The organism is Candidatus Planktophila sulfonica, assembly GCF_002288065.1.
GTDB lineage: Bacteria > Actinomycetota > Actinomycetes > Nanopelagicales > Nanopelagicaceae > Planktophila > Planktophila sulfonica.
This window is the reverse complement of the sequence record NZ_CP016773.1, coordinates 782,175-808,140: the sequence shown is the minus strand read 5'-3', so window position 1 is coordinate 808,140 and position 25,966 is coordinate 782,175. Positions and strand designations below refer to the sequence as shown.

At 48.7% G+C, this 25,966-nt stretch carries 28 protein-coding genes; 13 read left to right on the top strand and 15 right to left on the bottom strand.

Annotated elements, in window-relative coordinates; genetic code table 11:
* Window positions 1-56 precede the first annotated feature (56 nt).
* Together A1sIA56_RS04045 and A1sIA56_RS04040 are read left to right on the top strand one after the other, a co-directional pair.
* Window positions 57-491 carry an SRPBCC family protein gene (locus tag A1sIA56_RS04045; RefSeq protein WP_095673666.1) on the top strand — a complete coding sequence of 145 codons (435 nt, stop codon included), beginning with the start codon at window positions 57-59 and terminating at the stop codon, window positions 489-491.
* Window positions 492-1,436: an ROK family glucokinase gene (locus A1sIA56_RS04040; RefSeq protein ID WP_095673665.1), complete on the top strand. Its 945-nt coding sequence runs from the start codon at window positions 492-494 to the stop codon at window positions 1,434-1,436.
* Between the two features lie 7 nt (window positions 1,437-1,443).
* Here the strand turns inward: A1sIA56_RS04040 and A1sIA56_RS04035 are convergent, their stop codons facing one another.
* Window positions 1,444-1,725 carry a hypothetical protein gene (locus A1sIA56_RS04035; protein WP_095673664.1) on the bottom strand — a complete coding sequence of 94 codons (282 nt, stop codon included), beginning with the start codon at window positions 1,723-1,725 and terminating at the stop codon, window positions 1,444-1,446.
* A gap of 46 nt (window positions 1,726-1,771) precedes the next feature.
* Here A1sIA56_RS04035 and A1sIA56_RS04030 point away from each other — a divergent pair, with 46 nt between their 5' ends.
* The gene (locus A1sIA56_RS04030) at window positions 1,772-2,473 is read left to right on the top strand and encodes a lysophospholipid acyltransferase family protein (RefSeq protein WP_223298401.1); all 702 of its coding nucleotides are present in this window, start codon (window positions 1,772-1,774) and stop codon (window positions 2,471-2,473) included.
* On the opposite strand, the gene A1sIA56_RS04025 is transcribed toward A1sIA56_RS04030, so the two are convergent.
* Both A1sIA56_RS04025 and A1sIA56_RS04020 read right to left on the bottom strand, forming a co-directional pair.
* Entirely contained in the window at window positions 2,470-3,168 is a 699-nt protein-coding gene (locus A1sIA56_RS04025; protein WP_095673662.1) for a PD-(D/E)XK nuclease family protein, read from the bottom strand. The two genes, A1sIA56_RS04030 and A1sIA56_RS04025, sit on opposite strands and share 4 nt — an antisense overlap.
* A 14-nt stretch (window positions 3,169-3,182) precedes the next feature.
* A complete protein-coding gene (locus A1sIA56_RS04020) occupies window positions 3,183-3,836 on the bottom strand; it encodes a LysE family translocator (RefSeq protein ID WP_095673661.1) in 654 nt (217 codons plus the stop codon).
* A 124-nt stretch (window positions 3,837-3,960) separates the two neighbouring features.
* On the opposite strand from A1sIA56_RS04020, the gene A1sIA56_RS04015 reads away from it, so the two are divergent.
* Both A1sIA56_RS04015 and A1sIA56_RS04010 read left to right on the top strand, forming a co-directional pair.
* Window positions 3,961-4,497, top strand: coding sequence for a PadR family transcriptional regulator (locus A1sIA56_RS04015; RefSeq protein WP_095673660.1), 537 nt, complete (start codon window positions 3,961-3,963; stop codon window positions 4,495-4,497).
* On the top strand, window positions 4,494-5,591 hold the full coding sequence (locus A1sIA56_RS04010) for an inositol-3-phosphate synthase (RefSeq protein WP_190276984.1): 1,098 nt from the start codon (window positions 4,494-4,496) through the stop codon (window positions 5,589-5,591). Before A1sIA56_RS04015 ends, A1sIA56_RS04010 begins: the two co-directional genes overlap by 4 nt.
* Before the next feature lie 92 nt (window positions 5,592-5,683).
* Here A1sIA56_RS04010 and A1sIA56_RS04005 read toward each other — a convergent pair whose 3' ends face one another.
* Both A1sIA56_RS04005 and A1sIA56_RS04000 read right to left on the bottom strand, forming a co-directional pair.
* Window positions 5,684-6,262: a hypothetical protein gene (locus A1sIA56_RS04005; protein WP_095673659.1), complete on the bottom strand. Its 579-nt coding sequence runs from the start codon at window positions 6,260-6,262 to the stop codon at window positions 5,684-5,686.
* A 153-nt stretch (window positions 6,263-6,415) separates the two neighbouring features.
* A complete protein-coding gene (locus A1sIA56_RS04000; RefSeq protein WP_095673658.1) occupies window positions 6,416-6,736 on the bottom strand; it encodes a helix-turn-helix domain-containing protein in 321 nt (106 codons plus the stop codon).
* A gap of 84 nt (window positions 6,737-6,820) precedes the next feature.
* Between A1sIA56_RS04000 and A1sIA56_RS03995 the strand changes: the two genes are divergently transcribed.
* The 3 genes from A1sIA56_RS03995 to A1sIA56_RS03985 are packed head-to-tail and all read left to right on the top strand — an operon-like array spanning window position 6,821 to window position 9,838.
* Window positions 6,821-7,564, top strand: a complete 744-nt coding sequence (locus A1sIA56_RS03995) for an enoyl-CoA hydratase-related protein (protein ID WP_095673657.1) — start codon at window positions 6,821-6,823, stop codon at window positions 7,562-7,564.
* Complete coding sequence (locus A1sIA56_RS03990; RefSeq protein WP_095673656.1) at window positions 7,565-8,395, top strand: SDR family oxidoreductase; 831 nt, start codon at window positions 7,565-7,567, stop codon at window positions 8,393-8,395. It abuts the gene before it with no gap.
* 33 nt (window positions 8,396-8,428) lie between these two features.
* On the top strand, window positions 8,429-9,838 hold the full coding sequence (locus A1sIA56_RS03985; protein ID WP_095673655.1) for a purine-cytosine permease family protein: 1,410 nt from the start codon (window positions 8,429-8,431) through the stop codon (window positions 9,836-9,838).
* On the opposite strand, the gene A1sIA56_RS03980 is transcribed toward A1sIA56_RS03985, so the two are convergent.
* Complete coding sequence (locus A1sIA56_RS03980; RefSeq protein ID WP_095673654.1) at window positions 9,813-10,607, bottom strand: Na+/H+ antiporter NhaA; 795 nt, start codon at window positions 10,605-10,607, stop codon at window positions 9,813-9,815. The two genes, A1sIA56_RS03985 and A1sIA56_RS03980, sit on opposite strands and share 26 nt — an antisense overlap.
* Window positions 10,608-10,655: 48 nt before the next feature.
* Here A1sIA56_RS03980 and A1sIA56_RS03975 point away from each other — a divergent pair, with 48 nt between their 5' ends.
* Window positions 10,656-11,888, top strand: coding sequence for an MFS transporter (locus A1sIA56_RS03975; protein ID WP_095673653.1), 1,233 nt, complete (start codon window positions 10,656-10,658; stop codon window positions 11,886-11,888).
* On the opposite strand, the gene A1sIA56_RS03970 is transcribed toward A1sIA56_RS03975, so the two are convergent.
* Together A1sIA56_RS03970 and glnA are read right to left on the bottom strand one after the other, a co-directional pair.
* A complete protein-coding gene (locus A1sIA56_RS03970; protein WP_095673652.1) occupies window positions 11,874-12,557 on the bottom strand; it encodes a DNA alkylation repair protein in 684 nt (227 codons plus the stop codon). The two genes, A1sIA56_RS03975 and A1sIA56_RS03970, sit on opposite strands and share 15 nt — an antisense overlap.
* A 69-nt stretch (window positions 12,558-12,626) precedes the next feature.
* Complete coding sequence (gene glnA / locus A1sIA56_RS03965; protein ID WP_095673651.1) at window positions 12,627-14,060, bottom strand: type I glutamate--ammonia ligase; 1,434 nt, start codon at window positions 14,058-14,060, stop codon at window positions 12,627-12,629.
* 178 nt (window positions 14,061-14,238) lie between these two features.
* Between glnA and A1sIA56_RS03960 the strand changes: the two genes are divergently transcribed.
* Complete coding sequence (locus A1sIA56_RS03960) at window positions 14,239-14,613, top strand: RDD family protein (protein ID WP_095673650.1); 375 nt, start codon at window positions 14,239-14,241, stop codon at window positions 14,611-14,613.
* On the opposite strand, the gene A1sIA56_RS03955 is transcribed toward A1sIA56_RS03960, so the two are convergent.
* The 4 genes from A1sIA56_RS03955 to lipB are packed head-to-tail and all read right to left on the bottom strand — an operon-like array spanning window position 14,614 to window position 17,582.
* The gene (locus tag A1sIA56_RS03955; protein WP_095673649.1) at window positions 14,614-15,285 is read right to left on the bottom strand and encodes a DUF4191 domain-containing protein; all 672 of its coding nucleotides are present in this window, start codon (window positions 15,283-15,285) and stop codon (window positions 14,614-14,616) included. It abuts the gene before it with no gap.
* Between the two features lie 5 nt (window positions 15,286-15,290).
* Complete coding sequence (locus A1sIA56_RS03950) at window positions 15,291-15,989, bottom strand: lysophospholipid acyltransferase family protein (protein ID WP_095673648.1); 699 nt, start codon at window positions 15,987-15,989, stop codon at window positions 15,291-15,293.
* Window positions 15,982-16,914 carry a lipoyl synthase gene (gene lipA / locus A1sIA56_RS03945; protein WP_095673647.1) on the bottom strand — a complete coding sequence of 311 codons (933 nt, stop codon included), beginning with the start codon at window positions 16,912-16,914 and terminating at the stop codon, window positions 15,982-15,984. Before lipA ends, A1sIA56_RS03950 begins: the two co-directional genes overlap by 8 nt.
* Window positions 16,911-17,582: a lipoyl(octanoyl) transferase LipB gene (lipB, locus tag A1sIA56_RS03940; RefSeq protein ID WP_095673646.1), complete on the bottom strand. Its 672-nt coding sequence runs from the start codon at window positions 17,580-17,582 to the stop codon at window positions 16,911-16,913. The genes lipA and lipB overlap by 4 nt, the downstream gene beginning before the upstream one ends.
* A 120-nt stretch (window positions 17,583-17,702) precedes the next feature.
* Here lipB and A1sIA56_RS03935 point away from each other — a divergent pair, with 120 nt between their 5' ends.
* Genes A1sIA56_RS03935 through A1sIA56_RS03925 form a run of 3 tightly spaced genes read left to right on the top strand, consistent with a single transcriptional unit; the run spans window position 17,703 to window position 21,947 of the window.
* Window positions 17,703-19,808 carry an MMPL family transporter gene (locus A1sIA56_RS03935; RefSeq protein ID WP_095674179.1) on the top strand — a complete coding sequence of 702 codons (2,106 nt, stop codon included), beginning with the start codon at window positions 17,703-17,705 and terminating at the stop codon, window positions 19,806-19,808.
* A 5-nt stretch (window positions 19,809-19,813) separates the two neighbouring features.
* On the top strand, window positions 19,814-20,821 hold the full coding sequence (locus tag A1sIA56_RS03930; RefSeq protein ID WP_095673645.1) for a Gfo/Idh/MocA family protein: 1,008 nt from the start codon (window positions 19,814-19,816) through the stop codon (window positions 20,819-20,821).
* The gene (locus A1sIA56_RS03925; RefSeq protein ID WP_269466844.1) at window positions 20,802-21,947 is read left to right on the top strand and encodes an NAD(P)/FAD-dependent oxidoreductase; all 1,146 of its coding nucleotides are present in this window, start codon (window positions 20,802-20,804) and stop codon (window positions 21,945-21,947) included. The genes A1sIA56_RS03930 and A1sIA56_RS03925 overlap by 20 nt, the downstream gene beginning before the upstream one ends.
* On the opposite strand, the gene A1sIA56_RS03920 is transcribed toward A1sIA56_RS03925, so the two are convergent.
* The 3 genes from A1sIA56_RS03920 to lpdA are packed head-to-tail and all read right to left on the bottom strand — an operon-like array spanning window position 21,933 to window position 25,907.
* Window positions 21,933-22,823, bottom strand: a complete 891-nt coding sequence (locus tag A1sIA56_RS03920; RefSeq protein ID WP_095673643.1) for a TIGR01777 family oxidoreductase — start codon at window positions 22,821-22,823, stop codon at window positions 21,933-21,935. The genes A1sIA56_RS03925 and A1sIA56_RS03920 overlap by 15 nt on opposite strands.
* Window positions 22,824-22,828: 5 nt before the next feature.
* A complete protein-coding gene (sucB, locus tag A1sIA56_RS03915; protein ID WP_095673642.1) occupies window positions 22,829-24,520 on the bottom strand; it encodes a 2-oxoglutarate dehydrogenase, E2 component, dihydrolipoamide succinyltransferase in 1,692 nt (563 codons plus the stop codon).
* 19 nt (window positions 24,521-24,539) lie between these two features.
* Window positions 24,540-25,907 (bottom strand): dihydrolipoyl dehydrogenase, encoded by a 1,368-nt coding sequence (gene lpdA / locus A1sIA56_RS03910; RefSeq protein ID WP_095673641.1) that lies wholly within the window; start codon window positions 25,905-25,907, stop codon window positions 24,540-24,542.
* Window positions 25,908-25,966 lie beyond the last annotated feature (59 nt).

Genomic DNA, 25,966 nt, shown 5'->3' with positions numbered 1-25,966 from the left:
AAGGGAAGATTCCGAGCGCGTATTACTTCTGGGTGAGTGTTGGTAGCCTTGCGCCCATGTCAGAGAAGAGCGTTTCCACAGTCATTATCGATGCACCTCTAGCGGATGTTGAAGCCGCCCTATTTTCTATTGGGAGCTACCCCGAGTGGCTAAGCTCCATCAAGAAGGCAGATGTCATTGAAAGTGATTCATCTGGCCGGGTGCTCAAGGCGAAACTAGCTATCGATGCCGGCATGATGAAAGATCGAGTCACTCTTGATTACGATTGGAGCGCAGCACCTGCTTCGCTCTCTTTCACAATGGATGAAGCTGATTTACTGACTCAGATGGATGGCGCCTACACACTCAAGGCAATTGATTCGGATTCAACAGAAGTTACCTATGAACTCACAGTGGCTGTTGGGATGCCTGTTCCTGCCATGATGATCACAAAGGCGCAGAAGCAGACCATTGATGCTGCTCTCAAGGAGTTGGCTGAGCGAGTCGGCTAAATGAGTTACACAATTGGCGTCGATGTCGGCGGAACAAAAGTTCTTGGGGGAGTTGTCGACGAATTCGGCGCTGTCCTAAAGACTGCCCGACGAGATACGCCACGTGAAGGTGGAGCTGCTCTTACGCAAACCATCGCCGATGTGGCACTTGAATTAAAGAAAGATTTTACGATCGACTCTGTCGGGGTATCTGCCGCAGGGTTTGTCTCATCAAATAGAAAAACAATGCTGGCTACTCCCAACATCGCTGGTTGGAATGGCGTCGATTTAGATTACGAGCTCACCTCACTTATTGGTTTACCTGTTGTGATTGAAAATGATGCCAACGCGGCCGCTTGGGGCGAAGCTCGTTTCGGAGCAGGACGTGGAAAGCGCCACATGTTGATGTTAACTGTGGGCACAGGTATTGGTGGCGGCATTGTTGTAAATGGAGAGCTCTACCGCGGCGCCTTCGGAGTTGCTGCTGAAATCGGCCACATCCGTGTAGTTCCAGAAGGCCATCTCTGCGGATGCGGGGCACGTGGTTGCTTTGAACAATATGGTTCTGGAAATGCGCTCATGCGCCATGCCCGTGAAGCGATTGCAGCAAGTCCTGATATCGCACGTAACTTACTTTCACGTGGCGATGGAACTATTCAGGGACTTACTGGAAAAGATATAACTGAAGCTGCTCGTGACGGCGATGCAGTTGCACTTGCTGCTTTCAATACAACGGGTCAATGGTTGGGCGCTGGAATTGCAACGCTTTCCGTTGTTCTGGATCCTGAATGCGTTGTGATTGGTGGTGGAGTAATCGATGCGGGCGAGATTCTTCTTGAACCAACTCGAAAAGCACTGGAGCAGTCAATGCCGTTTGCTGGAAAGCATCCGTATCCAGAGATCATTGCAGCGCAATTAGGTAATGAAGCCGGGCTAGTCGGAGTGGCTGACTTAGCTCGTTCGTAAGCTCTTCTTAGAGAGCAGCACCGTCATCAGGGTGTTGGTTATTGCGATTATTCTTCCAGCGCACCATTGCGTTCAATGAATCTTTGATTTGATCAATAAGTGATCTCTTTGGAATTGCCGGCGGTGAAAATTTATTGGAACGATTTATCGCATCAAGTTCATCGAGATACGTTGTTGGAGCAGATTCATCGAGTGATAGACCTTCGACCATTGAATGGAATTCTGCATCAATGAGTTCCTTGTCATCGAATTCATCATCTGATTCATGGCCCGATTCACGCTTGCTCATGGTTTATGTTCGCACAAATGGGTCGATTCAGGCTAAATTAGCGCCTATGAACAACCTGCCCTACGGCACCCTCCGGGCATTTCTGACACCATTTTTGATGTTGCTCTTTCGCCCGAAGGTAAAGGGGCTGCGTAACGTTCCATCTACAGGGCCACTAATTCTTGCATCGAACCATCTCTCATTTAGTGATTCGATTTTTATGCCGCTTGTTGTTCCTCGCAAAGTTACCTTCTTGGCAAAGAGTGAGTACTTCACATCTCCTGGACCCAAGGGGCTTCTCAAGAAATTAACTTTCATCGCTCTAGGTCAAGTTCCTGTCGATCGTTCAGGTGGACGACGAAGCGAGGCAGCTTTGATCACTGGGCTCGAAGTACTTGCTGGCGGAAATTCTCTAGGTATATATCCGGAAGGAACGCGTTCTCCGGATGGACGCCTCTACAAAGGACGCACAGGTATTGCTCGCCTTGCCATTGAATCAGGCGCACCCGTAATTCCGATTGCGATGTTTAACACCGACAAGATTCAGCCAACCGGCACAGTCATTCCAAAGATCATGCGCGTTGGAATCACATTTGGCGAACCTATGTACTTCGAAGGTGACTCAACAGATTTGCAGTACTTGCGTGAAGTTACTGATCAAATTATGAAACGCATTCAACAGTTATCTGGCCAGGAGTACGTCGATACCTACGCTGTGAAGGCGAAGAAATCAGGCATTAACGTCGAAAATAGCGAAGAGAACGATTAGTCAATCTCTAGCTCTGCGCGCTTAACCAAGTAATTACAGACGTTGCACTCTGGGCCTGAATCAGGCATTCCACCCTCGATGGTTGTAATCAACTCTTCAAGAATCGAAATAAAACGATTGGAATCTCGCTCTACTGGAACATAGTGTTGATTGACGCCGAAGCCGTGAGAGTTGGAGGCTAGTTCACTCGATGAAGTCTCGGTTACTCCCGCTAATTTCCAAATCAATAGACCCATGCTGGAAACCGGAAATGGCTTTCCTCGATCAGGGTTCTCGAGGGCATGCGCATATGCCTCTAACTGTGGCGCATAGAAAGGCCCATTGTCGCGATCGGAATCTGAAACCTTGCAATCAATAATTCCTACAGTGCCATCTGTGTAATGGCCAAGCAGGTCGTAGATTCCGAGAATTTTCCAGCGCGTTTCAAAGCCATTGATTGAGATTGGTGCGCTCTTTACCCATTGGCCCCATTGCTTCACAACACCAGGCTTTAATGAAGCATCGATATCTTGCATTGAAGCTCGGCGGAAATGTTCTTCTTGAGAATCAGCAAGTGGCTTGACGAGTGGAAACTCCTTCTTCAAATCGAATTTAAACCAGTACTTAAGCCATAAGCAGCGCTTGCAAGTAGAGAGCCCAAAGGTGAGATCGGATGGGGCAATGGTGTCGCGCGCAGGAACATCAGGCTTTTTCATATCTCATCTTCTCCTTACCCAGTGACAACTGCCGAGAATAGGACGGCGAGTCCCAAGATAATCATGATTGTTCCGCCGGCAGCACGGAGTCGTTCTAGGCGTTTATTATCTGTTGCAAGCCAAGCGCGTGCAGTACCGGCAAGCAGACCCCAACTTCCGTCAGAGATAAAAGCCAAAACGCAGAAGACAAGACCAAGAAAAATTAATTGAGTGGTGACATGTCCGCCATCAATATCTACAAATTGCGGCAAAACTGCAGCAAAGAAAACAATCGCTTTGGGATTAAGCACTCCGACCCAGAATCCATCTCGGATTGATTGACGAACGGTTGGCGCAACGGGTCCTTGGTTTGTCATATCCGCGGCGTGTAGCGCGCGTTTCCTAATTGCATCGATTCCAAGATAAATCAGATAAAGACCACCAGCCCATTGCACTGCGATGTAAGTGATGTGCCATTTCTGAAGAATTGGACCAACGCCTAGGGCGACAAGTGTCGAAAGCACGAAAGAGCCCGTGACATTTCCGGCGACGGTGAGGATCGAGATTTTCCGACCCCATGAAACAGCTCGAGCAATGACGAAGAGGACGCTTGGCCCAGGAGCGATGATGATGATCATTGCAGCCACCAGATATTCCGGTAGGCGACTAGGAATCACTCCGCTCAGCATGGGGTAAAGGTAACCAATTGAACCCTCGAATTGTGCGTGGCGATTTGCCCTCAAGGCCAAGAGGGGCTTTAATTGCTATATATCGATACGATATATCTAATCAACATAGACAGGGGAAGATGCTATGCGTTCACGCTCAGAATCTCTCGAGTTCGCCCTCCTGGGCCTTCTGGAAGAGGGTCCTTTGCATGGATACGAGCTTCGCAAGAGGCTGATGGCAATCTTCGGCCCCTTCAGAGCGCTCTCGTTCTCAGTTCTCTACCCGCAGTTGAAGAAGATGGTCATATCGGAAGTTATCGAGGCGAAGGAGATTGGCGTGACTTCACGCCGAACTCGCATCGTCTACACGATCACCAAAAAAGGGTCACAGAGATTCGAAGAGCTCAATAGCGCTGTGACTGCCGACGCTTGGGAAGATGAAGGTTTTGGCATTCGCTTCGCCTTCTTCAGCCCAACAACAACGATGAACCGCGTTCGAATTTTAGAAGGGCGACTTCGTCGCTTGGAAGAAAAAGCAGATGTACTGCGTGAAGACCTCAAGAGTTCTTCAGCAGGAATTGATAGATACCTCGAGGAGTGGCGCCGCTTCTCTCTCGAGTCGCTAGAGCGCGAGATCGCCTGGCTTAAAGACATGATCACAACCGAGGGGAAGAATAAGTGAATATCAAGACTCAAGAAGGCGACATCCGTGTAGCGATTGTTGGCGTTGGCAACTGCGCAAACTCACTCGTACAGGGAGTTACCTATTACAAGGATGCAGCCCTCGATCAAGAGATTCCAGGACTTATGCATGCCGTAGTCGGCGGGTATCACATCAACAGCATCAAGTTTGTTGCGGCTTTCGATGTCGATGCAAAGAAGGTCGGCTTAGATCTTGCGGATGCAATCTGGGCAAGTGAAAACAACACCATTAAGTTCTCTGATGTTGCGAAGACAGGTGTTCCTGTTCAGCGTGGAGTTACTCATGATGGACTTGGAAAGTATTACAAAGAGACAATTCAAGAATCAACCGAGAGCCCTGTAGATGTTGTTGCCGCTCTTAAGGAAGAACAAGTAGATGTTCTTATCTGTTACCTACCAGTTGGTTCAGAAGATGCCGCGAAGTTCTATGCACAATGTGCAATTGATGCGGGATGTGCCTTCGTTAATGCGCTTCCAGTCTTTATTGCATCCGACCCAGTCTGGGCAAAGAAGTTTGAGGATGCGGGTCTTCCTATCGTTGGCGATGACATCAAGAGCCAAGTTGGCGCGACCATCACACACCGCATCATGGCGAAGTTATTCCAGGATCGCGGCGTTCATCTCGATCGCACCTATCAGCTCAACGTAGGTGGAAATATGGACTTTAAGAATATGCTCGAACGCGATCGCCTCGAATCTAAGAAGATTTCAAAGACCAACTCCGTTACTTCACAGCTTGATCACGACATGGGTGCGAAGAACGTTCACATTGGGCCATCTGATTACATTCCATGGCTAGATGATCGAAAGTGGGCATATGTACGTCTTGAAGGTCGAGCCTTTGGTGATGTGCCTTTAAACCTCGAATACAAGCTAGAAGTATGGGATTCACCAAACTCAGCGGGTGTCATCATCGATGCACTCCGTTGCGCAAAGATCGGTTTAGATCGCAAGATTGGGGGAGCGCTGCTCTCACCATCTTCGTACTTCATGAAGACTCCACCGGTGCAGTACACCGATGAACAAGCCCATACGAAGGTGGAAGATTTCATCTCAGGAAAGCTCGATCGATAAATCTATTGAGTAAGAGAAAACCCCGGTCCTGATTGCTCAGGGCCGGGGTTTCTTATCCCCTCAACCTTCACGGAGAGTTGAAGAGAGGAGGGTTAAATCGTCGCGCTATCTGGAGTGCGACGAATGTGTACTAACCCCGCGATTGAGAGAAGAAGCATGACGAGCCCTCCAACGAGAGCCGCAATCGCTCCATATCCTGCGATAACTCCCATAGTGCCGAATGCATATGCCTCGAGGAGCATTCCACGCAAGGTGTTACCCATGAATAGCGTCTGTCGCAAATCACCTAACTTTGCAATCTGTGCAGTATCTGAACTCCCGCCACGAACAAGGCCCATATACATTCCGGATACTTCTGAATATGTCGCAGGCTTTCCGACTGCTGCAATTGCAGATCCCTTCATATGTTCCCAAATGTAAAGATCTGAATAATCACGGGCCATCTCACCTGTTGTAACCTTCTTCTCGGCCCACTTTGCCAGTTGAGCCTTAGTTGCTTCTGGCATGGCATCGGCTGCTGGGAATGAAATGTTCTGATTATCTAGTTGGCTCTTGACTGAATCAGAGGCAAATGAAGCTCCCCAGTTGAGAAGCGCAGCTGCGGCGAATAGAAAGACAGATAAACCAAATCCAACTGCTGTGACAATCTTGTCAAAATTTTTACGTTTCATTTTCTCTCCTCATTCAAATGACACCATCTCCAGGTGTTATTTGAATTAGACACCTATCAGTGATGAGGTGAAGGCGAGAAGACGAGTGCTGGCACTTGATGAGGCATTGCGAGTGCTAGCACTAAGCAAAAAGTGATTTAGTTAATTACTCATTCAATGAATTTCGCGGTTACAGAGACCTTTACCTTGGCCATCTACCTCAAAGTGAGCACAAGGTACGCCCAGTCGATCGAAAGCGGCATCACCGTAATGGGTACGAAAAGCTAGCGCCAGAAGAACACGGATATTTGTATCCCCGTCGGATGTAATTCCAAAAACTTTGGCAGAACGACTAATTGTATTTTCGATTACCTTTTCAGTGTGGTTGGTTTCGCGGGCAATAGCGATATTTGTTTTACCTTCGCAGAGTAAACCCAGCACCAATTGTTCAAAGGGCGATAGTTCTCTACTTGTGATTGTGATATCTCTAGCCATTTCAGCGACCTCTCCGTTGCTAATTCCTATTATGCTCCTGCAAAGCTCCTTTCATTTGCCTTTGCCACCCTTTAGGATGCCCAAATGACGGAAATCACGACCTCCAGACAAGGGCAGATCCTTGTTATTCGCTTCAATCGCCCAGAAAAGATGAATGCGATTACTCGGGGAATGTATGGCGAGCTAGCTCAACAGCTCAACCAGGCGGCCGAAGATGAATCCATTCGTTGTGTCGTAATCACCAGCGAAGGCGATCACTTCACAGCAGGAAATGACATTCGAGACTTCATGTCGAACCCACCTACTGAAGCAGATTCCGATGTTGCTAAATTTCTCGGCTCTCTACTCGAGTTCCCAAAACCACTTCTAGCTGCAGTAAAAGGAAATGCCGTAGGAGTTGGCACCACAATGCTTCTACATTGCGATGTTGTCGTTGCTTCTCCAAGCGCAAATTTCTCAATGCCATTCACCTCACTTGGCCTCGTGCCTGAAGCTGGGTCTACCAAGTTATTTCCTGAATTAGTTGGATATCAACGAGCTGCAAAGATATTCATGACAGGTGAATCCTTCTCTGCCGATGCAGCCCTCCAGATGGGAATGATTGCCAGCATCGCGGGGGATCCCGAAACTGAAGCTCTAGAAATCGCAGAGAAGATTGCTGAACAACCGCCGAAGGCGATTATGAATACTAAAGCGCTTATGAAGGCCAATAAGCATGATGCAGTAGCTCATGTGATGCTCGCTGAGTTCCAGCTCTTTGCTCTCGCTCTTCAATCCGAAGAAGCGGCAGAAGCATTTATGAAGTTCATGGCAAAGAAGGGAAAGTAAATGTCACTTCAAGGTAAGCGCATCTTCATCACAGGGGGATCTCGCGGAATCGGCTTGGCAATTGCACTTCGCGCCGCCCAAGATGGTGCATTAGTCGCCATTGCTGCAAAGACTTCTGATCCCAACCCAAAGCTGCCCGGAACTATCCATACAGCAGCGGATGAAATCCGTGCAGCTGGTGGAACGGCTCTACCTATTCAATGTGATTTGCGTGATGAGAATCAGATTGCCGAGGCAGTAGCCCTAGCGGCTAAAGAGTTCGGTGGAATCGATATTCTGATAAATAACGCTAGCGCTATCAACTTAACGCGCACCGAAGATACGCCTGCAAAGCGATTTGATCTCATGTTTGATGTCAACGTTCGCGGAACTTTTCTTACTTCTCAGGCTGCAATCCCACACTTGCGCGAATCAGCCGAGGCTGGACGAAACCCACATATTTTGACTCTGTCACCTCCACTTTCCATGAAACCAAAGTGGTTTAAGAACCACGTTGCATACACAATGGCTAAGTATGGAATGAGCATGTGCGTTCTCGGAATGTCAGAAGAATTCAAGCGTGATGGGATTGCCGTCAATGCCCTCTGGCCACGCACGGCAATCGATACCGCTGCGCTGCAGATGATCCCGGGCGTGGATACAGCTGCTTGCCGAACACCAGAAATTTTGTCAGATAGTGCCTACATCATCCTCAATCGAAATTCTAAGGAGTGCACCGGAAACTTCTTTGTTGACGATGAAGTTCTGGCCTCAGAAGGCATCACAGATCTTGAGAAGTATTCGGTAGTCCCTGGAACTAAAGATTTCTTGCTCGATTTCTTCCTTGATTAAGGATTTGCGCACGCTTTCCTCTAATCTTCGCCTATGAACTTAGAATTAAACGGAACCAACGTCATTCGCGAGAGCGAGAGACGAGGTAAGGCTTCCTCACTCTTCTGGCCATGGTGTGGTGCAAACGTTTCGCTTCTAGCTCTCTCGTACGGTTCATTCTTTCTTGGATTTGGTATCTCTTTCTGGCAGGCAACGATCGCAGCCTTCCTCGGAACGGTACTTTCCTTCTTACTTGTTGGGGTTAGTTCACTTGCTGGCAAGAAATCGAATGCACCAACGATGGTGATATCCCGCGCAACTTTCGGAGTGAAGGGAAACCTCATTCCGGGTGCACTGTCTTATCTCATCTTCGTCGGGTGGGAGACAGTTTTAGTCTCACTAGCAACGCTTGCTACAGGAACAGTATTTATCCGTCTCGGCGGCATTGAACATAACGTCGCGATGGTTATTGGCTTTGTTATCGCCGTTTCGCTGACTGTTTCAGCTGGAGTACTCGGTTTCGAAGCAATCATGAAGTTGCAGAAATACATCACCTCAATCACTGTTGTCGCAACTCTTATTTACATCGCACTGACAATCTCTAAGGTTGACTGGAATGTAATCTCGTCAATGAAGAATGGAAATAGTCAGGCATTTATCGGCGCTCTTATATTCGGGGCAACGGGCATTGGCCTTGGTTGGGTCAATTCAGCGGCAGATTATTCGCGCTACTTGCCACGAACCGTTTCAAACCGTTCTGTAGTTTTCTGGACCGTTTTTGGAGCCTCAATCGTTCCGATAATTCTCGTAACTTATGGAGCCGCGCTATCTGGCAGTAGCGAAGAACTTGCTGGAGCTATTGCAACAGACCCAATCGGAGCGCTGACAACAATTTTGCCCACCTGGTATCTGATTATTTTCGCACTTGTCGCAATCCTTGGTTTAGTCGGGGGAGCAATTTTAGATCTTTACTCTTCGGGGATGACTCTGATTTCAATTGGACTTCCTGTGAAGAGACATATTGCAGCATCGATTGATTCGGTACTTATGCTTATCGGAACCATCTATTTTGTCTGGGTCGCAGATAACTTCTTCTTCCCATTCCAAGGGTTACTCATCACTCTCGGAGTACCTGTAGCAACGTGGTCTGCAATATTTGTAACAGATGTCTTGATGCGAAAGAGTTACGACGAAGCAGATCTTTATAGAACTGATGGAATATACAGATCTTGGAATTTCGGTTCGATTGCCGTGATGGCCGTGGGAACAGTTGTCGGATGGGGCTTTGTCACTAATAGTTTTGCAAGCTGGCTATCTTGGCAAGGTTACTTCCTAGGTGTCCTCGGCGGTAAAGAAGGATCTTGGGCTTATGCCAATCTTGGAATCTTCTTTGCTCTCATCATCGGTTTTGTGGGTCATTTCTTTACTGGGCGACGCGCTATTGCGCGACATGAAAACGTTTAAGCCACAGAACTCCAAGAAGTCCTGAAGCAATCGCTGCAAGGAAAAGCCCCATTCTGACTTGCGCAAGCTCTGATGGTGAATCAAGAGTTATTTCTGCAATCACGATTGAAACTGTCAGACCCATGCCCGCTAGAAATCCGACACCGACAACTTCCTTGAGGCTCAGAGATTCGGGAAGACGGATTGTTGTAAACCGTGTCAATAGGTAAGCAAAAAGTGTGATTCCTAGAACTTTGCCAAGTACTCGCGCAAAAACGATGGCAACCGAAATTTCTTCGGTAACCATAGAAAAATCTAGTTTCGTCAAAAGGTTGATGGAGATATAGACGGGAATGATTACAAAGGTCGCAAAAGGTGAAAGAAACGCTATGAGTCGATGCCGCATAGGCAGCAGGAATCCGATAGAGGCTGCGCCAAGTGTGTAAATGGCGCTTGCGAGGTGGAGGTCATCGCTAAAAAACACTCCTATAACAACGAGGGAGAAGAAATCATCAGCAACGGCAAGTGTGAGTAGAAAGAGGCGAACGGCGGGATTTACACGCTTTCCGAGAATGCTCAGTGCCCCGATAGCCAGTGCGACATCTGTAGGCATTGCTACGGCCCATGCTTGTGAATCTGGGATTAAAGCAAAAAATATTAGAGCCGGGAACAACATTCCACCTAGTGCAGAAATTGCGGGGAGAAGGGCATCTTTCGGTCTCTGCAGTCCCTCACGAATCTCAAGACCGATTAATAGAAAGAAAAGAAAGGTCAATGCCTCTGAAACCATATTTCTATCGTAACTCATTGAGTGAAGAGGCTGAGCTAAACTGCGTGAATGTCAGCGGTCGCCAATCGGATTCAGCACATGAGGTCAGTCGTTATTCCAACTGATCCGGCGAAGCGAACAATGAGTTTATCCACGCTCATTAATACATTTGGTAACGGACTATTTATGACAATTGAAGTCATTTACTTCACTCTGATTGTCGGACTCTCTCCTACAAAAGTTGCTCTCGCTCTCTCTATCGCCGGGGGCGTTGCGCTTTCTGTAAGCGTTCCTGCTGGTCATATTTCCGATCGCTTTGGTCCTCGCGATATTGCAGCCCTTGCGATGATTCTCGAAGGCTTGCTCATGTTTGCCCTTCTGTCAGTACATACCTATCTACCGTTTTTACTGGTCAATATAGGCATGGGAATACTTGGAAATATCTCCCAAACGATGCGAATGGCAACCATCGCAAAACTAGGAGAAGGCGAAGAGCGAGTAGCAATCCGTGCTTATCAACGCGCAATTACCAACTTCGGAATTTCACTCGGCACTGTCTTTGCAGGAATTGCGCTTGCGGTTAATACGCCGCTCGGTTATCAGTTGATGCTTGCAGGGGATGCGGTGACCTTCATTCTTGCGGGAGTTGTCTTTCGCAAGATGCCCTACATGGAGCCAACGGTTGAACGAGGCGAACCGATTTCTTTCCAGGCTCTTCGCGATAAGCGATTTGTTGCAGCCACTGCACTCAATGCCATCAACTCGTTGCACTTTGTATTGCAATCTGTAGCTATTCCTTTGTGGGTTGTGCGAGAAACGACTGCGCCACGGTGGTGGGTATCTGTGATCATGATGGTCAACACCATCGCAGTGATGCTCTTTCAAGTGGCCGCAAGTAAAGGTAGCGGGCCGATATTTGCTGGCGCGAAGCTATATAGGCGGGCAAGCTTGGCGATTGCGATCGCCTGCATTCTCTATTCGACATCACACGGAGTCAGTGCGATAACTGCAAGCGCACTTCTTGTTTTGGCATCAGCTGTTCACGTTTATGGCGAACTCATCGGGTCAGCGGGATCTTGGAGTATCGGTTTTGGGTTAGCTGATGAAAAACATCAAGGGCAATATCAAGGAGTCTGGTCGCTCAGCTGGGGACTAGGAGGAACTCTTGGCCCTGCTTTTGTAACGCTGATGGCAATTACCTTGGGTCAAGAAGGATGGTTCATCATGGCTGGAATATTCCTGATTAACGGAATTCTGATGCACAAGCTTGTAACTCGTTCTTGGATTTCAACTCCGGCCTAAACCTCGTTCTGCTTCGCGAACAGCAACTCGACCCAATTCCGGATGATCTCTTAAGAAATTTCGAACATCGCGAGGAGAAACCTTCGCCATATCGCGGAGGGCCCATCCAATTGCTTTCACGATGAAGAACTCTTTTGAATCAGCATGTTCGTGGCAGTATCGAAGAATCAACTTATTGTCTGCTTCGAACCTTCTGCCACGTTGATGCTGTATCGCAGATCTAACGAGCCAGATGTTCTCAGATTTATTCCACTTCTCAATCAACTTCTCGCATCCATACTTATCGGTCAGAGGAGAAACGGCGGCCGAACCAAGGCCATCGACGGTATCCCACCAAGATTTATGTGTAATCAAATACTCGACATGTTCTTCAAGAAATTTCTTATTCGCCTGATCGATATGGATTTGAATGAGATCGAAGGCAGCATAGTGAAACTCGCGCTCTTCCAACTTCCAGAGCGCACGAGCGGTCTGTGCCAATTCATCGCTTGTCGGAAGGTCGAATTCTCGAGCAATCTTCTTGACCAGAGATCTCCGTTCCGGGGTTTTAACTCCAAGAAATGGGGCGATATCTTTCATATAACTTTGCGCACCAATTGCCGCGGTGCGATTTCCTAGGGCTGAGAGCTGAGGTTTCAAAGTTGCAACGAACTCTTTGTTGTATGTCACGACGCCAGATTAGCGTTTGAAAATGAAAGAACCCCGCCATTTCTGACGGGGTTCTTTGGGTAAGTATTTTTAGATGTCGTAGTAAAGCTCGAATTCAGCTGGATGCGGACGTAGACGCACGTAATCAACTTCGTTCTTACGCTTCCATTCGATCCATGTAGCGATGAGGTCTTCAGTGAAGACTCCACCCTTAGTAAGGAATTCGTGATCCTTCTCGAGTGAATCGAGAACTGCATCGAGTGATCCTGGAACCTGTGGAATAGCTGCAGCTTCTGCACCTTCGAGTTCGTAGAGATCCTTATCAACTGGAGCAGGTGGTTCGATCTTATTTACGATTCCATCGATACCAGCCATGAGCATTGCTGCAAATGCGAGGTATGGGTTTGATGATGGATCTGGGCAACGGAATTCAACGCGCTTTGCCTTTGGTGATGAACCAGTAATTGGAATACGGATACATGCAGAACGGTTACGAGCTGAGTAAACGAGGTTTACTGGCGCTTCATAACCTGGAACCAAGCGGCGGTATGAGTTCACTGTTGGGTTGGTGAATGCAAGAAGTGATGGAGCATGCTTCAAGAGACCACCGATGTACCAACGTGCCATATCTGAGAGATCGCCATATGTGCCAGCTTCGAAGAAGAGTGGCTTGCCATCTTTCCAGAGTGATTGGTGAACGTGCATACCTGAGCCGTTATCTCCGAAGAGTGGCTTTGGCATAAATGTTGCGGTCTTTCCACCTTCCCATGCAACGTTACGGATGATGTACTTAAACTTCATCAATTCGTCGCCTGCAGTAAGAATGTCTGTGAAGCGGTAGTTGATCTCCATCTGTCCAGCAGTTCCAACTTCGTGGTGTGAACGCTCAACTTGAAGACCTGCGCGACCGAGTTCCATAACCATTTCGTCACGAAGATCAGCGAACTGATCTGTTGGGGAAACAGGGAAGTAGCCACCCTTAACGCGTGTGCGATAACCACGGTTTGGTGTGCCATCTGGATCTGCAACGATTCCTGTATTCCATGAACCTTCGTATGAATCGATGTGGTGGTATGCCTCGTTGATTCCGGTCTTAAAGCGAATTGCATCGAAGACGTAGAACTCAGCTTCAGGAGCGAAGAACGCCTGATCTGCAATACCTGTTGACTTCAAGAAATCAACTGCCTTCTTCACTACGCCACGTGGGTCGCGTGAGTAAGGAGTGTCATCTGAAGGGTTGTGAACAGAGAAGATGATGACCAAAGTCTTTTCAAGACGGAATGGATCAATAAATGCTGATTCTGGAACTGGAAGCAACTTCATATCTGATTCGTGGATTGACTGGAAACCGCGAATTGATGAACCGTCGAACATAAGACCATCTGTGAAGACTGCTTCGTCGAATGATTCAACTGGAACGTTGAAGTGGTGCTGAATTCCTGGAAGATCTGTAAAGCGAACGTCAACGAGCTTTACATCTTCCTTCTTGATGTATGCAAAAATCTCTGAAGAATTCTTAAACATAGTGTGGACTCCAATTGAGGCTGTTTATCGCCCAGCTGCCTCATCATTGAGTACCGCTGATGGAGTGAAGGCTAGTTTGCCCGAGTAAAAATGTCATAATTTTGGTGTTACATCTGTGTTACATCATCGTCGGATGGCTCACATCGCGGACGCCGGCGCCTGGGGATAGGCTTCGCGCATGTTTCCACGCGTAAGCCAGGGCCGACGACTACTCGGCATATCTCTAGATTGGCTGGCTTGCTACGCCATCGCTCTTGGTTTCTTTGCCGGCGGCGGCGCCTTCACCGATCGCGTGCCGCAGGCCCGAATCCCGGTTCTCATACTGCTCTTCGCTGAGTACTCGATTTTCGTCGCTCTTGGGGGATCGTCATTTGGCCATCGCTTAGTCGGTCTCAAGGTGGTCCGTTTTTCAGATGGTGGGGCGGTCACGCCGATTCAGTCCTTGATTCGAACTGCGCTCCTGCTACCGCTCATCACTGCAATCACATTCGATGAGAATGGTCGCGGAATTAACGAGCGTTTTTCAAATACCGTCTTAGTTTCAAGAAGGTAATTAGCGAATCTTTGTTCCCTTTGGCATTGGTCCCTTTGGAATAGGAAGAGACATTCCACCAACAGCCTTCAGACGCGCACGTACTTCACGCATCTGATGTGCAGATAATTTCTTTGGAAGCTTGGCAAGGTGCTTCTGTAATTTGCGGATAGGAACTTGTCCATCTCCATCGCCTACGTAAACTTCGATGATTGGAACTCCGGGAGCGAATCGCTCAGACTTTCGCTTCTCATCTTGAATCATCTGGCGAACTGCAAATCCGCCTTCACCGGTAAGCACAATTCCGGCACGTCCAACGCTGCGGTGGACCATATCTTGTTGGCGATTTACTGCAACAGCCGGAGTTGTTGTCCATCCCTTGCGAATAGCCATAAGAACGCTAGCGCCTGCGCCGATCTGCCCTTCAATAGAAGAGTAAGCAGCAGAGCCTGCAATGCGAGTAAAGAAGAACATGGCAGCAAGTGCTGCAAGTGGGATCGTTACGAATCCACCATAAATAGGATGATCAAAGATAAAGCCAAGTGAGATGCCGACTACAAGTACAACCAAGAAGATTGCAATGAGGGCGATGCCAATCCACGGTTTTACAGCTTTGGTGACGTTATAGGCATCACGAAATGTCTGAAAACGAGGAGTCTTGATCTTTGCTTCTTTATTTTTCTTCTTAAACATGCGCGTTAGTTTAGGGGAGCAGGGGCTGTACCACCAAGGCGCGCAGGCGCCCAGCGCTGTCCTTCATGTGAATCTGGATACTTTTCCTGCACTTCATGGAGCATCGCAAGCATTGTTTCGCGCAGAAGCTTCTCGCCAGCCTCGACATCAGATTTCTTATCAAAGTAGAGAGGTTCTCCGAAAGCCACTGTTATGGGCACATTTTTACGGCGTAGATCGCGCTTAACCTTCTTGGTCCAGATTCGCTGAGAGCCCCAGACAATTGTGGGAATTACTGGAACGCCGGCGCCCATAGCTAAACGAACAGCTCCAGATTTAAGTTCCTTGATTTCAAAACTTACGGAGATTGTTCCTTCAGGAAAGATTCCAATGATTTCACCTGCACGAAGAGCGCGAAGCGCCGTAACGAAGGAAGCGGAACCATTTGAGCGATCAACGCAGATGTGGTGCATTCCACGCATGAGTGGTCCAGCTAATTTGTTATCGAAGATTTCCTTCTTTGCCATAAAACGAACATAGCGACCAGCTGGAAGCGCAGCTGTTCCAGTGAGTGCGAAATCTAAATAGCCAATGTGATTGATTGCCAGAATTGATCCACCATCACGCGGAATGTTCTCTTCACCTTGAAAATCAAATTGCAGTCCCAAGTAACGCCAGAAAGCTTTGATGGCAACGATTACTGGGGGATAGACGAGATCAGCCACGCAAGCTTCGCTTTTCTTGCGCTTGCTTATAAAGGCGACCTGCTCGGTAAGAGCTTCGTACAAGTGGTCCGCTCATGACGCCACTAAATCCAATATCTTCGGCTTCTTTCGCCAGCTCGACAAACTCATCCGGCTTAACCCAACGTTCGACTGGATGGTGCTTATTTGTAGGGCGAAGGTATTGAGTAATGGTGATGAGGTCACAGCCAGCTGCATGTAGATCAACGAGCGCCTGTGAAATTTCCTCGCGAGTTTCTCCGAGTCCAAGGATGAGGTTGGATTTTGTAATCAGGCCAAATTCACGAGCCTGTGTAATGACATTGAGTGAACGCTCGTAGGTAAAGGCAGGGCGAATTCGTTTGAAGATTCGTGGAACAGTCTCCAAGTTATGCGCAAATACCTCTGGACGAGTTTCGAATACTTCATTGAGATAGACAGGGTTGCCACTGAAATCAGGAGCAAGCATTTCAACGCCCGTTCCAGGGTTGAGTTCATGCACCTTGCGAATAGTTTCGGCGTATAACCACGCACCTTCATCTTCAAGATCATCGCGCGTAACACCAGTAATAGTTGCGTACTTCAACCCCATAGCTTGAACGGATTCAGCTACACGGCGTGGTTCATCGCGATCAAGTGGATCTGGTTTTCCAGTATCAATATTGCAGAAATCGCAGCGACGAGTGCAACGCTCGCCTCCGATAAGGAAAGTGGCTTCCTTATCTTCCCAACATTCAAAGATATTTGGACACGCTGCTTCTTGGCAGACAGTGTGGAGTCCTTCGCTCTTTACGAGAGAACGAAGACGGGTGTACTCAGGACCCATATTGGCGCGGGTCTTGATCCACTCGGGTTTACGTTCAATGGGAGTCTCAGTATTACGAGCCTCGATGCGCAGAAGTTTGCGACCTTCGGGTGCAATAGTCATGCGCTCACCTTTACCAATGTCTCGTAGAGATACTTCTCAACAACCGGAGCCACTTCATCGATAGAGATGTCGCGACCAAGTTCTTGCTGCAGCGAAGTCACCGAGGCATCTTCAATTCCGCAGGGGATAATTCTATTGAATTCAGTCAGGTCTGGATTCACGTTCAGAGCGAAGCCATGCATCGATACGCCAGTTGCTACGCGTATGCCGATGGCGGCAATCTTCCTCTCGCCCTTCTCATCGCAGATCCAGACACCTGAACGGCCATCAACTCTCTGGGTTTCAAGGCCAAACTCACCGCATACCCGGATTAGACCAGCTTCAATTTCGCGAACGAAACCAACGAGCTCGGTGGGCTTTGCCAATTTAACGATGGGGTAGCCAACGAGCTGGCCAGGACCGTGCCATGTGATTTTTCCACCGCGATCGACGTTTATCACTGGGGTTCCATCAACGGGTTTCTCGGATTCGCTCGTTCTCTTTCCGGCCGTGTAGACAGAAGGATGTTCAAGAAGCAGAAGAGTGTTCGGGCGAACGCCTTCGGCTACTTCTTTATGAATAAGTCGTTGAGTTTCGAGCGCCGTTGCGTACTCAATAAGACCTGCGCGCTGAATCGCCAAAGGAGCATGAGAAATTTGTGAGTCAGATGAAGCGCTTGCAAGGGGCACAGGTACAGCCTAAAGGTAGGCTAGCGCTCTCGCGAATTACGCTCATTCCAAGCCCGAAAGGCCTGATCTATCGTGTCAACAATTACTGCTCAGAAATCTCGTAAGCCATTTGCACTTGCAATGTTGGTCGTAATCGTCTGGTTCGTTCTCACAGGCGTATTCGGTCCACTCTTTGGAAAGCTCACCTCGGTCCAGGAGAATAACAATTCATCCTTCTTGCCGAAGGGCGCCGAAGCAACGCTTGCATCTGATGAGATTCAGAAATTCTCTGCAGGCGATTCGTTCAGCTTCCCAGCACTTATTCTCTTTGAGGGCGCGGTAAAGCCAGAAGTCTTGGCAAATATTCAGTCGCATATGGCTGGCGTCGGTTCACTCACACTTGCAGGAACAAGTGCGAAGATTTCAGATTACTTAGCACCAGATCAGGCAATCTCTGCATTCCCGTCACAAGATGGCGAAGCAATTCTTGCCAACGTTCCACTTGATGGAAATGCAATCTCACTCTTATTGCCCAATGATGAACCAGTTCTTCCGGCAATCGTTGAGGCCTTACGTGAAGATGTTAAGCCTCTCGCTGAAGCCAATGGTGTTACTCACTATGTCACGGGACCAGCTGGCCTTCTGGGTGATTTATTCGGAGCTTTTGGAACTCTTGACTCGACGCTTTTGCTCACCACATTAGCCGTTGTCGCAGTTATTTTGATTGTTGTGTATCGCTCACCTGTTCTCTGGTTTATCCCACTTCTTTCAGCGCTCTTTGCGCTCACGATGGCAGGTGGAATTGTTTACCTCTTGGCTAAGCGAGACATCATCGATGTTGATGGCCAGTCGCAAGGAATTCTCTCGGTTCTTGTAATCGGTGCCGCAACTGATTACGCACTTCTACTAATCGCACGCTATCGAGAAGAACTTCACCATCATGAAGATCGATTCGATGCGATGAAGGCTGCCTATAAGGGTGTTTGGGAACCAATCATTGCTTCCGGTTCAACAGTCTCGATTTCACTTCTCATTCTCTTGTTCAGTCAGCTGACAAATACTGCAGGACTTGGCCCTGTCGGCGCTATCGGCATTGTCTGCGCGATGATCACAATCCTTACCTTGCTTCCTGCACTCCTACTTCTCTTTGGTCGTTGGATCTTCTGGCCACGCATTCCTCGCAATGATGGTGATGACCATGTCATGACAGGAACTTGGTCAAAGGTTGGTAATGCAATCGATCGCAATCCGCGCAAGGCGTGGGTTATTTCAGGTTCAGTCCTTCTGCTCTTTGCATTTGCCTCAACAACTTTGAAGGCAGATGGAATCGGAACAGTTGATACCTTTACAGGAAAGCCTGAATCCGTTGTCGGTCAGAAGCTACTGACCAAGCACTTCCCTGGTGGAGAAGGAGACCCAACGCAGGTTGTCGTCAACGTCGACAAGATTGGGGCGGTCTCTGCAGCGCTTAAGAGCGCTCCAGGAGTAACGGATGTTTCACCACAACTCGATGGAATTCCTGTTCCAGGACAGCCACTTCCTGCAGTGAAGGTCGTCGGCAATAGAGCAATTCTTAACGTGACCCTCGATAAGGCGCCTGATAGCGTCGAAGCAGGAAACGATATTCCCGAAATTCGCCGCTTGGCTCATGGTGCAGATTCCACATCACTAGTGGGTGGCACAAGCGCCGTTTACTTCGATGTGCGAACTGCAAATGATCGTGACAATAAGACAATCATTCCCCTGATCCTTATTGCAATCACTCTCATTCTTGGCCTACTTCTTCGAAGCATTTTGAGTGCAGCACTATTGCTCGGCACAGTTCTACTCTCATACTTCGCAACACTGGGCGTATGTGCACTCGTCTTTAACCATGTATTTGGTTTTGCCGGGGGAGATACATCCTTCCCACTCTTCGCCTTCATCTTCCTTGTCGCTCTCGGTATTGACTACAACATCTTCTTGATGACTCGCGTTCGCGAAGAATCTATGAAGATTGGTACTCGAGCAGGCGTCATCAAGGGACTTACAGTGACAGGTGCAGTTATTACATCTGCTGGAATCGTTCTTGCAGCAACATTTGCTGTGCTCGGTCTACTCCCACTCGTTCCACTTGCAGAGCTTGGTTTTGCGGTGGCCTTTGGAGTATTGCTCGACACCATCATCGTTCGTTCAATCTTGGTTCCAGCGCTAGTCCACGAGATTGGTCCAAAGATCTGGTGGCCATCTAAGTTGCAGAACAAGTAATACTGATGCGCGTTGGTATTGCCGGTTACGGACTTGCAGGTCGATCTTTTCACGCACCTTTACTCAAAGGGTGTGGATTTGAAGTCGCCTCAGTTCTAACCGGCAATTCAACGCGTGCGCGACAAGCCAAGGAAGATTTCCCCTTAGTAAAGGTTGCTGAAAACCTCACAGACTTTCTTGCACAAGATCTTGACTTGGTTGTGATTGCAACAGCCAATGCAGCGCACTGCGAACATGCACTTGCTGCAATAAGCGCAGGAATCCCTATAGTCGTCGAGAAGCCCATGGGACGCACTGTTACCGAAACTCTGCGCATTCTTGATGCGAGTGAGAAATCAGGAGTTCCGGTTACCGCTTTCTATAACCGCCAATGGGATAGTGATTCACTCACGATTAAGAAGGTGGCGGCAAACGGTCTCATTGGAAAAGTCTTCAGAATGGATTCGCGGTTCGAGCGCTACCGCCCTCAGCTCAACCCGACTGCATGGCGAGAGAACCTCACACCTGATGAAGGTGGTGGTCTACTTCTCGATCTTCAAACACATTTACTCTCTACCGCCCTTGATTGCTTCGGGCCAGCCGATCTCACTTATGCCAGCATTCGAAAGATTCGCGGCGAATCTGAAGATGATGTTGTTCTCAATCTTCGTCATCATTCTGGCGTTGATTCATATTGTTCAGTAAGCGCTATTTCAGGTTCAACAGGTCCACGAGTACGCGTACTAGGCACTGAAGGCGCTCTTGTGATTGAGGACCTCGATCCACAAGAAGCGTTATTACGAGCAGGTAATTTCCCTGAAGGTGGGATTTGGAAAGAACCAACCTCATCAAAGGCTTACATTCAACGCGGTGATCAGCGTGAAGAGATCCAAGCAGTACCTGGAAATTACGGTTACTTCTATTTGGCAGTAAGAGATGCTCTCGAGGGTAAAGGTTCAATGCCGGTATCTCGCGAGCAAATTCTTGCAGTCGCAACAATTATCGATAAGGCGCGTGAAATCAGTGTCCGATAAGAAGGTTGCAGTTATCGGCGCAGGCCTGGCTGGTCTAAGTGCAGCAATCACTTTGCAGGATGCGGGTTGCGAAGTTGATGTCTACGAGTCATCAGATCGCGTAGGCGGTCGAGTCGCAACGGATCTGATTGATGGGTACCGACTCGATAGAGGATTCCAGCTCATTAACTCGCGCTACCCAGAGCTGCTGCGCCTTGATGTCGTTAGAGAATTAAACTTTGTTGAAGCATCTCGTTCTGTCGATGTCTGTCTTGATGAAGCGATTGTCACACTAGGCGATCCTCGCGAGAATCCCTTTGCCGCCTTGAATTCTGCGACAGGTTCAATCTTTACAAAGCTGCGATTTATTGGTTATCTGACCAGCACTTCGAAGCAAGGGCGTTCGGTTGAAGATGAACTTTCTCAATACGGTGATTTATATCAGCGCGTACTTAAACCATTCTTATCGGGCGTATTTCTGACATCGCCGGCAAACGTTGATGCAGTAAGTGGCAAAGAGATTGTTCGCTCATTTATTTCAGGGAAACCCGGCTTGCCAGCACATGGTGCGGGGGAGTTGCCAAAGGCACTGGCACAACGGGTTCGCTCAATTCATCTCAACACTCGGATTGATTCACTTGATGGCCTAAAGGCAGATGCCGTCATAGTTGCAGCTGATTTAACTACTGCAGCACAACTGCTCGATATTCCAAACGTTCCAAAACTCGCTTCGAGTACAACGTGGTATCACGAGGTTCCTATAGAGATGACGCTATCTAATCGTCTATTGATCGATGGACAATCCCGCGGGCCAGTCATTAACTCGATTGCGATTTCCAATATGGTCCCATCGTATGCGCCCATCCGAAAGACTTTGCTTTCATCAACAACAATCGAGTTTGCATCCGAATCTGAAGTACGTCGCCACCTTGCAATCATGTGGGGAGTTTCAACATCTGAATGGGCGCTGATTGCTAAGTACGAGATTCCAAAATCTCTTCCTATATTCGGACTTGGTAAGCAAGGAATTCAATCGGCAAAGGTTTCAGAAAATCTCTTTGTCGCAGGAGATTACAGAACGGCGCCATCACAGAATGGTGCACTCTTATCGGGGCGCTTAGCAGCGCAGGAGTTACTCCTGAATTAGAGCGGTAAGAGCGTTGGTGATGTGTGGGTAATCCCAAGTAAATCCAGCATCAGTCAGCGCTTGAGGCATGACCCTCTTGCTTCCCAAAATCTCAGAAGAAAATCCACCGAGTGCGATTTTGAGTGCAATTGCAGGTGCTGGAAAGAGCGCGGGGCGATGCATCGCGCGAGCTAGAGCTGATGTGAACTCTTGATTAGTAACTGGATTTGGTGAAGTCAGATTTACAGGACCAGAAACCTTATTTTCGAGGAGGAAGGTAATTGCGCGAATAACATCGTGCAAAGTAATCCAAGACCACCACTGCTTACCGTTTCCAAGTTTTCCACCAAGGCCTAAACGAAAGAGCGGAAGCATCTTTCCTAGCGCTCCACCCGTTGGGTCAAGGACAAGACCGGTACGAATCTTTACTGTGCGAACGTCAGTCACGAGGTCCGCGGCACCTTCCCATTCGCGACAAACAGCAGCAAGGAAGTCATCTCCGACGCGATCAGATTCGACGACAGAGCGATTGCCTGATTCGCCATACCAACCGATAGCGCTAGCTGAGATAAAGACTTGTGGCTTCACTTCATTAACTGCGTGCGCGATTGCGGTTGTGCCGAGTAAGCGCGAGTTAAGAATTTCAGATTTGTACTTCTTGCTCCAACGCTTATCGCCAACTCCGACGCCAGCTAAGTGGATGATTGCATCTACTCCACGGAGCGCTTCAATATCTACATAACCTGTCTTTGGATCCCATTGAATTTCATCAGGTGCAACAACAGGGCGACGCACAAAGCGCTGAACTGTGTGGCCTTCACTCTTGAGGTGGCCAACGAGTGCGGTTCCGATAAGTCCTGATGCACCCGTAATTGCGATGCGTTGTGGAACTGACATTGGCGTTAGAGACCCAAGTCAGCTTCGAATGCTCCACCTTCAAGGCGCTCTTTGAGAGTGACCAAGAAACGAGCTGCATCTGCACCATCTACGACACGGTGATCGTATGAAAGTCCGAGATAAACCATTGAACGAATAGCAATTGTCTCGCCACCGTCTTCACCCTTAACAACCATTGGACGCTTAACAACGGCGCCGAGTCCGAGGATTGCAACCTGTGGCTGATTAATGATTGGGGTGTCAAAGAGCGCACCACGTGAACCTGTGTTGGTGAGAGTAAATGTTCCGCCACCGAGTTCATCTGGAGTTACCTTGTTATCGCGTGTGCGAGCTGCAAGATCTGCAATCTTACGAGCAACGCCACCCATGTTGAGGTCGCCAGCATTGTGAATCACTGGAACCAAGAGACCGCGTTCAGTGTCGACTGCAATACCAAGGTGTTCTGCACCGTGATAAATAATCTGATCGCCTTCGACAGAGGAGTTAAGAACTGGGTGTTGCTTCAACGCTTCGCATACTGCAACTGCAAAGAATGGAAGGAATGAGAGCTTGACGCCTTCACGACCTTCGAAAGTCGCCTTTGAGCGATCGCGAAGTCGAGCAATCTTTGTGACATCTACTTCAATCACTGTGGTGAGCTGAGCTGAAACTTGAAGTGACTCAACCATGCGCGCTGCAATTACCTTGCGAAGTCGTGACATTGTCACAGTTGTTCCGCGAAGTGGAGATGCAACTGGAGCTGCAGGACGTGGTGCAGATGGTGCTGCTGCCGCAACTGGTGCAGATGTAACTGCTGCTGACTTAGGAGCAGCCGCCTCGACATCTTCCTTACGAATACGACCGCCGATACCTGTGCCGCGAACAGATGCGAGATTTACTCCGAGATCATTTGCAAGTTTGCGAACGATTGGAGTGACATAAGCATCTTGTGGTTGTGCAACTGGCGCTTGTGTTACAGGCACAGCGACTGGAGTAGAAACTTGAACTGGAACCTGTGCCACCTGAACGGGGGCTATTGGCTCGGACACAACAGGAGCTGGAGGAGGCGTTGGTGCTGCGGCCACAGGTGCTGGAGCGGATCCGCTTACCCCGATAAGTCCGAGACGTGCACCGACTGGAACAGTTGTATCAACTGCAACATCGATTGCAAGAAGTGTTCCGGCAACTGGTGAAGGAATCTCTGTATCGACCTTATCTGTAGAAACTTCAAGGAGCGCTTCATCAACTGCAACTGAATCGCCAACGTTCTTAAGCCAACGAGTAACAGTTCCTTCGCTCACAGATTCGCCAAGTGCTGGCATTGTGATGACAGTTCCTCCGCCTGCTGGAGCAGGAGTGGACACAACTTCTGGAGTTACAACTTGATCTGGAACCTGTGCCACCTGAACCTGAGCTATTGGCTCGGACACAGCAACTGGAGGTGGAGTTGGCGCTGCTGGTGCAGATACTGGTGCAGAAGCATCTGATGAAATCACTGCAAGCTCTGCGCCAACTGCAACAGTCTGATCTACGCCGACAACAATCTTAGAAAGAATTCCTGCAACAGGTGAAGGGATCTCTGTATCGACTTTATCGGTTGAAACTTCGAGGAGCGGTTCGTCGACAGCGACCATGTCGCCTTCGTTCTTGAGCCAACGTGTAACTGTTCCTTCACTTACGCTCTCGCCGAGAGCTGGCATTGTTACTGAGAATGACATCGTTATTTTCTCCTCTTACTTAACCGTGCGCGTGAAGTGGTTTGCCTGCAAGAGCCATATGAGCTTCGCCCATTGCCTCAGACAGTGTTGGGTGTGCATGTACGAGAGGTGCAACATCATCTGCTGTCGCCTCCCAGTTAAAGATCAATTGAGCTTCAGCGAGAAGTTCGCCAACGCGTGCGCCGACCATATGGATTCCAAGAACTGGACCATTCTTTTCGGCGACAAGCTTGATCGAACCTGCAGTCTTAAGAATCTGAGCCTTACCGTTTCCAGCGAGGTTGTAATCAAGTTCGACAACGTCGTAACCGCGTTCTTTAGCAATCTTTGTTGAGAGACCAACGGATGCAACCTCTGGCTCTGAATATGTAACGCGTGGAACGCCGTCGTAATTAATTGGGCGGGGGTTAAGTCCTGCGATAGTTTCGGCAACGAGGATTCCTTCTTGGAATCCAACGTGTGCGAGCTGAAGAGTAGGGATGATGTCGCCAACTGCGAAGATGCCAGGGATATTTGTGCGGCAGTGGTCATCAACGGTGATGTATCCGCGATCCATTGCAATACCGACTTCTTGGTAGCCAATTCCATCGGTTACAGGGCCACGGCCAACAGATACGAGGAGAACATCGGCAGTGAATTCACGGCCATCTTCAAGAGTGACTGTGACGCCATTTGCATCGACACGATGCGACTTAAAGCGAACTCCGAGTTCAAATTTAATTCCACGCTTGCGGTAGGCGCGCTCAAGCAACTTACTTGATGATTCATCTTCAAGTGCGATGAGGTGTGGCAAACCTTCGATGATTGTTACATCTGCACCGAATGACTTCCAGACAGATGCGAACTCGCAACCAATGACTCCGCCACCAAGAACGATTGCGCTTTGTGGAACGTAACCAAGTGAAGTTCCATGATCTGAAGTGATGACGCGTTGACCGTCGATATCTAGGCCAGGCAAAGTGCGAGCGTATGAACCGGTTGCAAGAACGATGTTCTTGCCAACATATTTCGTTCCATTTACTTCAACGGTGTTATTTGAAACAAGTCGTCCTGAACCTTCAACGAATGTGATTCCGCGAGATTTAACGAGACCTTGCAAACCTTTATAGAGACCGGCGATAACTCCATCTTTGTAGGAATTGACCCCGACCATATCGATCGAGTTGAAAGTGGCATTTACTCCGAATTGCGCAGATTCGCGTGCGCTATCTGCAACTTCGCCTGCATGCAGAAGAGCCTTGGTAGGAATGCAACCGCGGTGGAGGCAGGTACCGCCGACCTTATCTTTCTCGATGAGAGCAACTGAGAGTCCAAGTTGTGCTCCACGAAGAGCTGCTGCATAGCCGCCGCTTCCGCCGCCGAGAACTACGAGATCAAAATCTGCCACCGAGATACTCCTTCGCAAGTGAGCCCTGTTTGAAATGAGCTCAACAGCCGTATCTTGCC

Excerpts from the sequence above, each read along its gene's own strand:
- A1sIA56_RS04045 (WP_095673666.1), top strand. The coding sequence starts at position 57 with ATGTCAGAGAAGAGCGTTTCCACAGTCATTATCGATGCACCTCTAGCG.
- A1sIA56_RS04040 (WP_095673665.1), top strand. The coding sequence starts at position 492 with ATGAGTTACACAATTGGCGTCGATGTCGGCGGAACAAAAGTTCTTGGG.
- A1sIA56_RS04035 (WP_095673664.1), bottom strand. The coding sequence starts at position 1,725 with ATGAGCAAGCGTGAATCGGGCCATGAATCAGATGATGAATTCGATGAC.
- A1sIA56_RS04030 (WP_223298401.1), top strand. The coding sequence starts at position 1,772 with ATGAACAACCTGCCCTACGGCACCCTCCGGGCATTTCTGACACCATTT.
- A1sIA56_RS04025 (WP_095673662.1), bottom strand. The coding sequence starts at position 3,168 with ATGAAAAAGCCTGATGTTCCTGCGCGCGACACCATTGCCCCATCCGAT.
- A1sIA56_RS04020 (WP_095673661.1), bottom strand. The coding sequence starts at position 3,836 with ATGCTGAGCGGAGTGATTCCTAGTCGCCTACCGGAATATCTGGTGGCT.
- A1sIA56_RS04015 (WP_095673660.1), top strand. The coding sequence starts at position 3,961 with ATGCGTTCACGCTCAGAATCTCTCGAGTTCGCCCTCCTGGGCCTTCTG.
- A1sIA56_RS04005 (WP_095673659.1), bottom strand. The coding sequence starts at position 6,262 with ATGAAACGTAAAAATTTTGACAAGATTGTCACAGCAGTTGGATTTGGT.
- A1sIA56_RS04000 (WP_095673658.1), bottom strand. The coding sequence starts at position 6,736 with ATGGCTAGAGATATCACAATCACAAGTAGAGAACTATCGCCCTTTGAA.
- A1sIA56_RS03995 (WP_095673657.1), top strand. The coding sequence starts at position 6,821 with ATGACGGAAATCACGACCTCCAGACAAGGGCAGATCCTTGTTATTCGC.
- A1sIA56_RS03990 (WP_095673656.1), top strand. The coding sequence starts at position 7,565 with ATGTCACTTCAAGGTAAGCGCATCTTCATCACAGGGGGATCTCGCGGA.
- A1sIA56_RS03985 (WP_095673655.1), top strand. The coding sequence starts at position 8,429 with ATGAACTTAGAATTAAACGGAACCAACGTCATTCGCGAGAGCGAGAGA.
- A1sIA56_RS03980 (WP_095673654.1), bottom strand. The coding sequence starts at position 10,607 with ATGGTTTCAGAGGCATTGACCTTTCTTTTCTTTCTATTAATCGGTCTT.
- A1sIA56_RS03975 (WP_095673653.1), top strand. The coding sequence starts at position 10,656 with ATGTCAGCGGTCGCCAATCGGATTCAGCACATGAGGTCAGTCGTTATT.
- glnA (WP_095673651.1), bottom strand. The coding sequence starts at position 14,060 with ATGTTTAAGAATTCTTCAGAGATTTTTGCATACATCAAGAAGGAAGAT.
- A1sIA56_RS03960 (WP_095673650.1), top strand. The coding sequence starts at position 14,239 with ATGTTTCCACGCGTAAGCCAGGGCCGACGACTACTCGGCATATCTCTA.
- A1sIA56_RS03955 (WP_095673649.1), bottom strand. The coding sequence starts at position 15,285 with ATGTTTAAGAAGAAAAATAAAGAAGCAAAGATCAAGACTCCTCGTTTT.
- lipA (WP_095673647.1), bottom strand. The coding sequence starts at position 16,914 with ATGACTATTGCACCCGAAGGTCGCAAACTTCTGCGCATCGAGGCTCGT.
- A1sIA56_RS03935 (WP_095674179.1), top strand. The coding sequence starts at position 17,703 with ATGTTGGTCGTAATCGTCTGGTTCGTTCTCACAGGCGTATTCGGTCCA.
- A1sIA56_RS03930 (WP_095673645.1), top strand. The coding sequence starts at position 19,814 with ATGCGCGTTGGTATTGCCGGTTACGGACTTGCAGGTCGATCTTTTCAC.
- A1sIA56_RS03920 (WP_095673643.1), bottom strand. The coding sequence starts at position 22,823 with ATGTCAGTTCCACAACGCATCGCAATTACGGGTGCATCAGGACTTATC.
- sucB (WP_095673642.1), bottom strand. The coding sequence starts at position 24,520 with ATGTCATTCTCAGTAACAATGCCAGCTCTCGGCGAGAGCGTAAGTGAA.